Here is a 12,034-nt window from a genome sequence, read left to right as displayed (position 1 = left end):
TTCTTGGGCATAGCTGGTTGATATATCGATAAATGTATCTATGAAACAGTGAGTTGCTAGTCGATGTCTGTAGCACTAAATAATACGCCGGGAACCCAATCCCGGCGTCGTCTTTGGGGGTTTTTACAGGGTTTATTTACCCTGGCCCTGACCTTATTCGGTCTGCTGGTAATTACCTTTTTCCTGTCGGCGCTGTCGCCGGTAGATAGGGTATTACAAATCGTGGGGGACCACGCCAGTGAGGCTACCTATCAACAAGTTAAACACCAACTTGGGCTGGATCAGCCATTAGCCGTGCAGTTCTGGCACTATTTGGTGCGGCTGCTGCATGGCGATCTGGGTACTGCCAGTGCCAGCGGCCAACCCGTGTTACAGGATCTGCTGACAGTTTTCCCCGCCTCGTTAGAATTGGCCACCTTGTCATTAGTGATTGGCGCAGCACTGGGGGTTATCCTCGGCTTGTTGTGCGCCCGCTGGGCAGGCAGCAAGCTGGATGCCACGATTCGCTTTATCACCTTGCTGGGTAACTCGGTACCTATCTTTTGGCTTGGCCTGCTGATGTTGCTGCTGTTTTATGCGCGCCTGCAATGGAGCCCGGGGCCCGGTCGCCTTGACGATATTTATCAATATACTGTGGAAGCGAAGACCGGATTTGCGCTGATTGACACCTGGCGCTCCAATGATACCGGTGCCTTTAGTAATGCCATCGCCCATTTAATTTTGCCGGTTTCCCTGCTTTCTTACTATGCTCTGGCCAGTATCACCCGCCTGACCCGCTCAGCCTGCTTGAGCGAGCTGAATAAAGAGTACATTACACTGGCGCGAGCGAAAGGCGCGGGTGAAATGCGAATTCTGCTGATGCATGTACTACCCAATATCCGTGGCACATTACTGACCGTGATTGCGCTGGCCTATACCAGTATGTTGGAAGGTGCGGTGTTAACCGAAACCGTTTTTGCCTGGCCGGGTATTGGCCGTTACCTGACCAGCGCACTATTTGCTGGCGATACCACCGCGATTATGGGCGGGACACTGCTGCTAGGTATCTGCTTTATTTTGATTAACAATGTGACGGATCTGCTGGTCCGCCTGCTGGATCCGAGAACGCGCTGATATGTCGATGATAACCTTCTGCCACGCGCTAAAGCGTTCCCCCTCCACCAGCATTGGACTGTTTATTCTCTCTTCGCTGGTGATCATTGCGATTTTCGCTCCGTGGTTAGCGCCACAAGATCCCAACTGGCAAAACGCAGCCGACCGTTTATTACCGCCGGGTGCACACCACTGGCTCGGTACTGATAGTTATGGCCGCGATATGCTGTCGCGCCTGATTTACGGCACCCGCCCAACCTTAGGGCTGGTACTGCTGGTTACCGTGATCACGCTACCATTGGGGTTACTGGTCGGCGTGCTGTCCGGCTATTACGGTGGCTGGCTCGAACGCATTTTGATGCGCATCACTGATGTAGTGATGTCGATGCCACGGCTGATTCTGGCCTTTGCCTTCGTGGCGATGCTCGGCCCCGGTTTGATTAACGGTGCATTGGCATTGGCACTGACTACCTGGCCGGCCTATGCCCGTCAGGCCAGAGCCGAGATCCAATTATTGCGCAAAAGTGATTATCTGGCCGCCGCTGAAATGATGGGAATTAAAGGTCTTCGGCTATTGTGGGGCCATATTTTACCCATGTGTCTCCCCTCGGCGGTGGTGCGTCTGGCGCTGGATTTAGCTGGCATTATTTTGGCCGCTGCCGGGTTAGGTTTCCTCGGGCTAGGAGCCAGACCGCCCATGTCCGAATGGGGATCAATGGTTGCTGACGGAATGCAGGTTATCTTCGATCAATGGTGGATCGCCGCGATCCCAGGCTGCGCCATTTTGCTCAGCAGCATGGCTTTTAATCTGTTAGGCGATGGCCTGCGCGATATTTTGGATCCTCACCATGACTGATAAAATTTTCGCCGTTGAAGGCTTGAGTGTCGACTTTAAACAACAGCGGGTGGTGGATAATATCTCTTTCCAGCTCGGCCATGAGCGCGTAGCACTGGTCGGTGAATCCGGTTCCGGTAAATCCATTACTGCCAGAGCACTGATGGGGTTAGTTCGCTCACCGGGCAAAGTCAGCGCCAAAAAGCTGAGTTATTACTCTGACAATACCGATGAACAAGGAAATCCCGGTAAGATCGTCGAACACGATTTGACATCCCTTAAGCCGAAACAGTGGGGTGCGTTACGTGGCAGTGAAATTGCTATGGTGCTGCAAGATCCCCGCTACGCACTGAATCCGGTGCGAACCGTAGGTAAGCAAATTGAAGAATCCCTGCTGTTACATAATGCTCTCTCAGGGGCCGATGCTCATGAACGAGTATTAAATGCACTGGCTGCCGTCGGGCTGAATGAAGGTGCTTACCACAGCTATCCTGGCCAACTCTCCGGCGGAATGGGCCAGCGGGCAATGTTAGCTATAGCATTGGTGAATAACCCACGAGTATTAATTGCCGACGAACCAACATCAGCCTTGGATGCCAAACTGCGTAATCAAATTCTTGAATTGATTGTTGAACAAACCGAGCAGCGCAATATGAGTTTACTGTTGATAAGCCACGATTTGCCGTTGGTCGCTGAGCATTGCCATCGCGTGCTGGTGATGTATCAAGGGAAACTGGTCGATCAAGGGGCGGCGGCAGATTTGCCTTATTCAACTCATCCTTATACCCATACGTTATGGGCCTGCCGCCCGAATGCCGGTACCTATGGCACTGACTTGCCAGTATTAGATCGCAGCGCTGATTTCTCTGGAGGTTCCCATGGCACTGATTGAAGTCAATAATCTCCGGGTCAGTTTCCCTCAGAAGAATCAGGTAAAAACAGCGGTTGAATCAGTAAGTTTTGCCGTTGAAGCGGGTGAAACCTTCAGCCTGATCGGCTCATCCGGTTGTGGTAAATCCACGGTATTACGTACTTTGGCCGGTCTACAGCGAGAATGGCAAGGGGAGATAACCTTGCTGGGTACGCCGTTACGGCCAGGGCAACGTTTCACCGGCCAACTGCGTAAAGATGTGCAGATGGTGTTTCAAGACCCTTATGCGTCGCTGCACCCTCAGCATAATATTCAACGCACATTGGGTGAGCCATTACAGATTCACGGTGAAAAGAATATCCAGCAGCGAATCGTAAGTGCATTAGAGCAAGTAGGTCTGCCTGCTTCTGCCGCCCAGCGTTACCCTCATCAGTTCTCTGGCGGCCAGCGCCAGCGTATTGCTATTGCTCGCGCCCTGTTATTGCGACCAAAACTGTTGTTGCTGGATGAACCGACTTCAGCATTAGATATGTCGGTTCAGGCGGAAATCCTCAATTTGCTCAATCACTTGAAACGCGAACATGGCATGACGTATTTATTGGTCAGCCACGACAGCGATGTGGTGGCCCATATGTCTGAACGCGCGGCCCTGATGGAGAGCGGGAAGATAGTAAGAGAGTTTGCCCGGCGGGATTTAGAGCTGGCTGAGCATTTTATGGGATAGCGTTTTGCCGTTCACTCGTGGGTTAAGTTTGGTTGATAGAATAGATCGGATCACTGTTTCCGTTGATAATCATTCAGCGCTCACTTAATTTCCGCCGCTTCAACCGAGTTAAGGCCCATAAGCGTGGGCCTTAACAATCCGCGCTTACGCACGTATCGCTGGCCTGCTGCGCAGGTACCCTCGGCTCATCACTTCGCTGGCGGGACGGTGTGATTCGCATCCATGCTCAAGCACACCTCAACCCGCCATCCTTGGCGGGTTGCCCTTGCTACACTCTTCACTCGGCTGCTCAAATGTGCTTTTAAACATCAAAACCTAAAGAAAGGGTTTTGATTTTGACGTTGGGCGCAATCAGGAATATTGCCGACAAAGATTGCAGGCCGAATGAGCCGCATGGACGCGGCGAAAGGGGCTGTCGAGCTGGGAGCGAGTCGGCCCCGGTTCGATTAGCCAGCAAGCTGCCGGAGGGCATGGCGAAGCCACAATATTTCGCGCAAGCGCGGGATTCCACAAGGGGGCGCGCCCGCCCCCTTTGGCGGTTGAGGCGACTAAGGTTAGGTTAGCTGTAAAATTATAACAACCGAACCGGATCACCAAATCACCAAATCACCAAATCAACCAAAATAATCAACCGGATCACTTACCACCAGGACGAGTGACTAAAACCCCTTCATCAACCCCACCACACCCTGCACATAACCATCCAACGTCTCCTCCTCCATCTCATTTGCCCCCTGCACCAAAAATGGTGGTAAATAATCCATTCCGGTCAGGTTCGCCATGGCATGGAAGGGCAATAACAGATCTAACGCCGGATAACGGTTATATCCCTGTGGCGTATAATCCTGAGCCTTCCCTCCAGTGGAGACCACCAACTGCAACGGCTTACCCTGTAGCTTATTGCCACCACTGCCGTAGGCAAAACCATGGGTTAATACCGCATCCTGCCATTCACTTAAAATAGCCGGTGAGCTGTACCAGTAAAACGGAAACATCATCACAATCACATCATGTGACTTCAACAACTCCTGTTCCCGCGCCACATCTATCTGAAAATCAGGGTATTCACGCATCAGTTCATGCACCGTGACATTCGCTAGTGGGCGGATGGCCTCTATCAACCGACGGTTAATACGAGACTCATCCGGGTGACGATGGGATGTTAAGACTAAAATAGCGGGCATAGCACTTCTCCAACCAGTTTGATAAACCTATTTTTTCATTTTCCGGCTGGTCGGTGTAGGCTGCTATCAGTCACATTAATTTCAACTAAAGGTATCAACCACTATGTCGCTGCCTCTGGATATTCATCGTTTACTGCCCGCTTTTCTCACCGCAGCTCAGAGTGACAACTTCTCCACCGCAGCCAGGCAGCTAGGTATCACACCCGCTGCGGTCAGCAAGAATATCCGCATACTGGAAGAAAAACTGGCGCTACGTCTGTTTCAGCGCAATACCCACAGCGTGGTGCTAACGGATGAAGGCAAAACATTATTGGCACGAGTGGCACCACTGTGGCAGGCACTTTCCACCACTCTGGATACGGTGCGTAATGATGAGCGACAACCCAGTGGTACGGTGCGGGTCAGTGTCATCCCCGGCTTTGGCCGCCAACTGTTGATGCCACTTATTCCAAAATTTATGGCACGTTATCCGCAGATTGATTTGGATCTTTCACTGGAGGCCAGAGTGGTGAATTTGGTCGGAGAAGGATTTGATGTCGGTATCGGCACTCGCATCGATCCCGATAGCCGCTTGATTGCTCGTCAGCTTTACCCAATGCAAATGCTGCTGGCGGCATCCCCTGCTTATCTGGCCCGCAATGGTTCACCCAGTAACCCACAGGATCTCTATCAGCATCAGTGTTTAATACACCGTAATCCATCAAATGGCCGGAGAGTAAAATGGCAATTGCAGCAGAATAATGAGGTTCAATCCTTAGAGTTGTCAGGTCGTTTGATCTCTTCCCAGCCGGATATGCTGCTACATGCCGCATTAGCGGATATGGGGATCACCTATGTGGCACAATGGCATGCAGCGCCACACTTTGCCGATGGCAGCCTTATGCCGGTATTGGTGAGTTACTGGCCCGCCCCGACCCCAGTATGGCTTTATTATGCTTCTGCCGATTTACCCCCCAGAGTCCGTGTTTGGGTTGATTTCCTGTTAAAACATTTCGGCCCACATCACACTTTTTCCGCACAATAAGTCACATAAAAATATCGTTTTTGTGACGCACTGAGCAGGGAATAGACCTAACGTCGATTTCCTTGTTCTAAGTCAAATTAGTTGACTGTCACTTCTGCCATTACCCATATATAGTGGTTGTAGGAATTCAAACATCTATATGTAGTAGTTATCCACAAAACCATCCACACCTCCCTCGCAGCCCTTACCCGCTGCGGCTTGCCTTGTGGATAAGATTTCTTGTGGATAATTATTACCGGCTACAGGAGCAGGCATTGTGAAAACAGTAGTGATTAAACGGGACGGTTGTCAGGTACCTTTTGATGAGGTGCGGATCAAGGAAGCCGTCGAGCGCGCAGCCTTGGCTGTTGACGTTGTGGACGCAGATTATTGTGCAACTGTTGCCCGTGTGGTCGCTCAGACGATGGAAAACCAGCCGAAAGTTGATATCCGCGACATCCAAACTGCGGTAGAAAACCAACTGATGGCCGGTCAATACAAGCAGTTAGCCCGCGCCTATATTGAATATCGCCATGACAGGGATATCTCGCGGGAGCTGCGTGGTCGCCTGAATCAGGAAATCCGTGGATTGGTTGAGCAAAGTAACAAAGCGCTGCTTAACGAAAATGCCAATAAAGACAGTAAAGTGATCCCCACCCAGCGCGATCTGCTGGCCGGTATTGTGGCGAAACACTATGCCAAACAGCATATCTTGCCACGGGATGTGGTGTTAGCGCATGAACGTGGTGAAATCCACTATCACGATTTGGATTACGCGCCCTTCTTCCCAATGTTCAACTGTATGTTGATTGATCTCGATGGCATGCTAACCCAAGGCTTTAAAATGGGTAATGCGGAAATTGAACCACCGAAATCCATTTCTACCGCCACCGCAGTGACCGCACAGATTATCGCGCAGGTTGCCAGCCATATCTATGGTGGTACAACCATTAACCGTATCGATGAAATTCTGGCCCCGTTTGTCACTGAAAGTTTTAACAAACATAAATCTGTGGCTCAAGAGTGGCAAATTCCTGATGCCGCCGGTTATGCCATGTCGCGCACCGAGAAAGAGTGTTACGACGCCTTCCAGTCACTGGAATATGAAGTTAACACCCTCCACACCGCCAATGGTCAGACCCCCTTTGTCACTTTCGGTTTTGGCTTAGGTACCAGTTGGCAATCGCGCATGATCCAGCAGGCCATTTTGCGTAACCGTATTGCCGGTTTGGGCAAAAATCGCAAAACCGCGGTATTCCCGAAACTGGTGTTTGCTATCCGTGACGGTCTTAATCACAAGTTTGGCGATGCCAATTACGATATCAAACAGTTGGCGCTGGAGTGTGCGACTAAACGCATGTACCCGGACATTCTAAATTACGACCAAGTGGTAAAAGTAACCGGTTCCTTTAAAACACCAATGGGTTGCCGCAGCTTCCTCGGAGTGTATGAAGAAGAGGGTAAACAGATCCACGATGGCCGTAATAACCTCGGGGTTATCAGTCTCAACCTGCCACGTATTGCGCTGGAAGCCAAAGGCGATGAAGCCCAATTCTGGCAATTACTGGATGAACGCCTGCTGTTAGCCAAGAAAGCCCTGATGACCCGTATTGCCCGTCTGGAAGGGATTAAAGCCCGTGTGGCTCCGATTCTGTATATGGAAGGGGCTTGCGGCGTGCGCTTACAAGCCGACGACAACGTTTCTGAGATCTTTAAAAATGGCCGCGCATCCATCTCGCTGGGCTTTATCGGTATTCATGAAACGGTTAATGCGCTGTTTGGTCATCAGACCCATGTCTTTGATGACCAAAAGTTGCGTGAAAAAGGCGTGGCTATCGTCGAACGGATGAGACAAGCAACAGATAGCTGGAAAGATGAAACCGGCTACGCCTTTAGCCTGTACAGCACACCAAGTGAAAACCTGTGTGACCGTTTCTGCCGCCTTGATACCGCTGAATTTGGTGTGGTGGACGGCGTCACCGACAAAGGCTATTACACCAACAGCTTCCATCTGGATGTTGAGAAAAAAGTTAACCCATACGACAAACTGGACTTCGAAGCACCTTACCCACCATTGGCGAACGGCGGCTTCATTTGTTACGGCGAATACCCTAACTTGCAGCACAACCTCAGAGCGTTGGAAGATGTCTGGGACTACAGCTACAGTCGGGTGCCTTATTACGGTACTAACACGCCAATTGATGAGTGCTACGAATGTGGCTTCACCGGTGAATTCTCTTGTACCAGTAAAGGTTTTACCTGCCCGAAATGTGGCAATCATGAGCCATCGAAAGTCTCGGTAACCCGCAGAGTATGTGGCTATCTGGGTAGCCCGGATGCACGACCATTCAATGCCGGTAAGCAAGAAGAAGTGAAGCGGCGCGTGAAACATCTGGCGAACGGACAACTGGGCTGATTTTCAATATTGAAATTACCCCAATAATATTAATCGCCCCCAGAGGAATTGGAGTTGCAGGTAGGCAGCAAGCAAATAACAAATCGGTCGGGAACTGATTTGAACAGCATTTATGCTAGCCCGTAGGGTGAGCCTCAAGGATGAGGCTCATTAATCCCGATGAACTTACGCAGTCAAGTGATTCGGGTTTGTGAACGCAGCGCCCCCCCTGCAGCTTCAAGTACGAAGGGGAACATATTGGACAAGTAATTATTAACTATCATCAATACTACCCGGTCGATGTCATCAACGGCCCCGGCACCCGTTGCACGCTGTTCGTCTCTGGCTGCGTGCACCAGTGTGTGGGTTGTTATAACAAAAGTACCTGGCGACTGAATTCGGGTAAGCCATTTACTCGTGAACTAGAGGATCAGATAGTGGCTGATCTCAATGACGCCCGCATCCATCGGCAGGGGTTATCCCTCTCCGGCGGTGATCCGCTGCACCCGCAAAACCTGTCTGCGATACTGCAACTGGTTAAGCGAGTGCGTAATGAGTGCGATAGCAAAGATATTTGGGTCTGGACGGGCTACACCCTGGCTGAACTGAGCGACGAACAACAGCAAGTGGTTGATCTGATCAACGTGTTGGTTGACGGCAAATTCGTACAAGATCTAAAAGATCCTTCGCTTATCTGGCGTGGCAGCGGTAATCAGGTTATCCATCACCTGCGTTAATTGGCAAAATTATAGGTCAAAGTAGCATTAAACCGCCAATCACGGCGTGTGCTATCACTGGGGAGGTCGCCAATCGGCCTCGCCCCTTCCAATGACAGTGAATAGTGTTTGTTGTCACCAAAGGTCACCCCAACGGCATATGAAGCCAGCTTCTTCGCGGGGAAAATGGCAGAGTTGTACCACGTGTGGGCTGTATCCAAAACCACATAAGGTTGAACCGTCTTCAACCAGTTGCCCTGTTCCCGGTTATGCAGATAGCGCATTTCTACCTGCCCGCCATAACCATAATCCCCGGTTGCGTCACTGTCTGGATAACCACGGCCGAAGCGCAGTCCGCCAAATGTGACATGCTCGGCCTCGGGTAAATCATTGTCCGACCAATCCCCTTCTGCCGAGGCACTCAAGCGCCATTTCTCATCCATCAGATATGCCCCGTCACCGGTGAGTTTCCAGCGGGTAAAGCCCAAGTCGCCCCACGGTACCGAACTGGATGCCAGAGCACCATTGATCCCCTTGCGCACACTGGCGCGGGTGCTCCAATAAGATTGGGTATATTCCTGATAACCCGCCAGTGCTAATTCAGCCGCCGGATAACGCATTCGCTGATTCTGCTCTTCTAAATCCAGCAAATAATTATTAACAGTATTAAATCGGGCGCGAGTTTTTAGATTGTAACTTTTCTCCAGATAATCTACGCCACCACTCAGGGTCCATTGCCGCTTGCGCGTTAATTGCAATGGATAACTCAATACCACACCACCGGTATATTGCGTCTGCTCGGAACGCGTTGATAAGGTAATATCCTGCGGATACAATGTCAGTACATCGGTATAGTCTTTGGGCACCTGCTTATAATAGCTGCCACGGGTTTGTAGTAATAATCCATTGCTCCCTAGATATTGCTGATAGTTTAAACCAAGATATTGGTCGCGATTTTTACTGTCGAGCGGTAATAACGTCGCCACACCAAATTGTTCGGCATAGGGTGTAAATCCACTTAAGGTTGCATTAAGTACACCACTGTATACTCCTTTGCGGCTATCCAGCGCAGTACTAACATTCCAGTTACGTGGATGTCTGGCTTTAACGTCCAGTAGTGTCGCGCCATAAATATTATCCGGGTTTTTAGCCGTGGCAATGACTTTGGTATCCGGGGTCCGGCTCATCAAAATATTGTAGCGTTCAAAGGTGTCCTGCGTCAGTGGCTTCTCTGCCATGATGCGCTGTGATAGCTTGGTTAGCCAGCGGCCTATCGCAACATTTTCACTTTGAATCCGCGTATTGGCAATGTAACCCTCAACCAAGCCTATTTTTACCGTGCCATTAATAAAGTTATCTGAGGGTAAATAAGCATAAGAGAGAATATAACCGTCTTGCTGATATAATGTAGTAATAGATTGGGTTGCCACCAATAAATTCTTTAACGGTACTTTTTTACCAATATAACCGTTGAACGGCTCACGAAGTAACTTAAGATCATAACGCGTACCACCAATAAATTGAATATGCTGCACATCAATTAAGGTTTCAAGTGTTAACTTAGCGTTGGGAGCAGGCACTGAAATAGCAGGTGGCGCTGTTCGTGTGGTTTGGGGTTTAGTAATGTCACGTGATATTCTGGACGGGTTATTCTGATCAATCAACATGGGAACCGTATTGGCCCATGCACTATATTGCCATATCCCACCAGTACCAAATAACAATAACAGCCACACTCTATTATTCATAGAATATTTCCTTATGCGCACATTAAATTATAATTTTAATAGCCTATTTTTATTATCGTCAGATAGCGAGGCTCTCCCCAGAGAGTAAGGGAGAGCAAATCTCATTATATTTTTAATTGGTTTTTGGTTTTAATATTCCGCCCAAGCCTCCCCCCGCACTGGCATTTGCGTTAGCGGAGACGCCCGCAGTCAACCCACCGGTAATGCCACCAACGGTGTTAGTCACACCTGCCAGCAACCCGCTATTACTGCCACCGGTGCTGGGAGTCAAGGTCGTGGTAACGCCCGCCAATAAGCCATTCGAACCACCAGTTGACGCAGGAGGAGTGACCAGACCACCGGCCTTCTCAACTGCCTGCCCGGTGCCTTGTAATACCTGGCCCACGCCCGCTAAGGTTGGCACACTCGTACCCACTTGTGTCCCCGTCGCCGCAACGGTGCCGCCGACCGCGGTCAATAAGTTATTAACCGGCGCGCCAATCCCCGTTGTTCCACCTACGGTTTGCGTAATGTCTTGTACCTGACCCACCACCGGCGTCACTATGCCAGTCGCTGCGGTCGTCAACTTACTGGTGGTACCGGTTTGCAGGTCTTGCGCCAGCCCATTACCAATGGACGTTACCGCACCGCCGGTCTTATCCACCAGCCCACCTGCCGTACTGGTAACACCGCCCAATGGTGTATTAGCAGCGATACCTGAGACCGTGCCTCCCAATCCTGAAACACCAGTACCGACATCAGCGACGGCTTTCGGTACACTGGCTGCTGTCGTGCCTAAAGCATTAGGATTATTTCCTAATTGGCCGACGCCATTCTGTAATCCGGTCCCAACCTCACTGACTGCATTACCTGCACTGTCGACCACGGTGACCAAACCACCACCGACGATTGGCAAGTTGCCGACAGGTGTTTGGCTGACAACATCACTGACCGTATTGCCGACACCATCTACGGCGGTACCGACACCACTAACCACATTCCCGACCGCGGAATTATTCGCGGTTGTCCCACCACCGTTATCTGTTCCTCCGCCCGTTCCGCCGCCAGTGCCGCCGCCAGTGCCAGTGCCACCACTGCCATCACTACCAGAACCGGTTCCACCGGCGGCCTGACCCGAATTATTCTTCGCAGTATTGTGAGAACCACCACCACTTCCACTACATGCCGCAAGTGAGCTGGCAAGCAATATTACCAAACTGATTGTGCTCAGACGGCTGATATTATTAGGGCTCATAGCATAACCCCCCAGAGAGAACGCCACAGCGGCGTGAAATAACTATAAGAGACACTTATGTTTCACTCAAGTTAAGACAATGTTTATTTTTTGTTTGAAATGAAAATTTATCGGCTGGATATGTATCATTTTGATAATGCGATAAAACTTTTTCTTATAAAAATCTCTATTTTCTGAATAAAACCCGCACCGATAAGCGCAAAAACTTCATCGTTCCGCCATCTCAGCTTAA

Annotated in this window: 10 protein-coding genes; 7 read left to right on the top strand and 3 right to left on the bottom strand. The window is 50.3% G+C overall.

Annotation, left to right across the window (positions count from 1 at the left end):
• Positions 1-63: 63 nt before the first annotated feature.
• The 4 genes from Q2T71_RS01350 to Q2T71_RS01335 are packed head-to-tail and all read left to right on the top strand — an operon-like array spanning position 64 to position 3,522.
• Positions 64-1,113, top strand: coding sequence for an ABC transporter permease (locus Q2T71_RS01350; RefSeq protein ID WP_372557869.1), 1,050 nt, complete (start codon positions 64-66; stop codon positions 1,111-1,113).
• Between the two features lies 1 nt (position 1,114).
• Entirely contained in the window at positions 1,115-1,948 is an 834-nt protein-coding gene (locus Q2T71_RS01345) for an ABC transporter permease (protein WP_005186584.1), read from the top strand.
• Positions 1,941-2,819: an ABC transporter ATP-binding protein gene (locus Q2T71_RS01340; protein ID WP_372557868.1), complete on the top strand. Its 879-nt coding sequence runs from the start codon at positions 1,941-1,943 to the stop codon at positions 2,817-2,819. Before Q2T71_RS01345 ends, Q2T71_RS01340 begins: the two co-directional genes overlap by 8 nt.
• Positions 2,806-3,522, top strand: coding sequence for an ABC transporter ATP-binding protein (locus Q2T71_RS01335; RefSeq protein WP_372557867.1), 717 nt, complete (start codon positions 2,806-2,808; stop codon positions 3,520-3,522). Before Q2T71_RS01340 ends, Q2T71_RS01335 begins: the two co-directional genes overlap by 14 nt.
• A gap of 659 nt (positions 3,523-4,181) precedes the next feature.
• Here the strand turns inward: Q2T71_RS01335 and Q2T71_RS01330 are convergent.
• Entirely contained in the window at positions 4,182-4,706 is a 525-nt protein-coding gene (locus Q2T71_RS01330; protein ID WP_372557866.1) for an NAD(P)H-dependent oxidoreductase, read from the bottom strand.
• 103 nt (positions 4,707-4,809) lie between these two features.
• Between Q2T71_RS01330 and Q2T71_RS01325 the strand changes: the two genes are divergently transcribed.
• From Q2T71_RS01325 to nrdG, 3 genes are all read left to right on the top strand, one after another.
• Positions 4,810-5,730, top strand: a complete 921-nt coding sequence (locus Q2T71_RS01325; protein ID WP_372557865.1) for a LysR substrate-binding domain-containing protein — start codon at positions 4,810-4,812, stop codon at positions 5,728-5,730.
• Between the two features lie 256 nt (positions 5,731-5,986).
• Entirely contained in the window at positions 5,987-8,125 is a 2,139-nt protein-coding gene (gene nrdD / locus Q2T71_RS01320; RefSeq protein WP_372557864.1) for an anaerobic ribonucleoside-triphosphate reductase, read from the top strand.
• Between the two features lie 251 nt (positions 8,126-8,376).
• Positions 8,377-8,841, top strand: coding sequence for an anaerobic ribonucleoside-triphosphate reductase-activating protein (gene nrdG / locus Q2T71_RS01315; protein WP_372559811.1), 465 nt, complete (start codon positions 8,377-8,379; stop codon positions 8,839-8,841).
• On the opposite strand, the gene Q2T71_RS01310 is transcribed toward nrdG, so the two are convergent.
• Positions 8,838-10,568: a ShlB/FhaC/HecB family hemolysin secretion/activation protein gene (locus tag Q2T71_RS01310; protein WP_372557863.1), complete on the bottom strand. Its 1,731-nt coding sequence runs from the start codon at positions 10,566-10,568 to the stop codon at positions 8,838-8,840. The genes nrdG and Q2T71_RS01310 overlap by 4 nt on opposite strands.
• 112 nt (positions 10,569-10,680) lie before the next feature.
• Entirely contained in the window at positions 10,681-11,802 is a 1,122-nt protein-coding gene (locus Q2T71_RS01305) for a collagen-like triple helix repeat-containing protein (RefSeq protein ID WP_372557862.1), read from the bottom strand.
• Positions 11,803-12,034 lie beyond the last annotated feature (232 nt).

The organism is Yersinia sp. 1652 StPb PI, from assembly GCF_041538345.1.
Classification (GTDB): Bacteria; Pseudomonadota; Gammaproteobacteria; order Enterobacterales; family Enterobacteriaceae; genus Yersinia; species Yersinia enterocolitica_E.
This window is presented reverse-complemented; position numbering and strand designations above follow the sequence as displayed.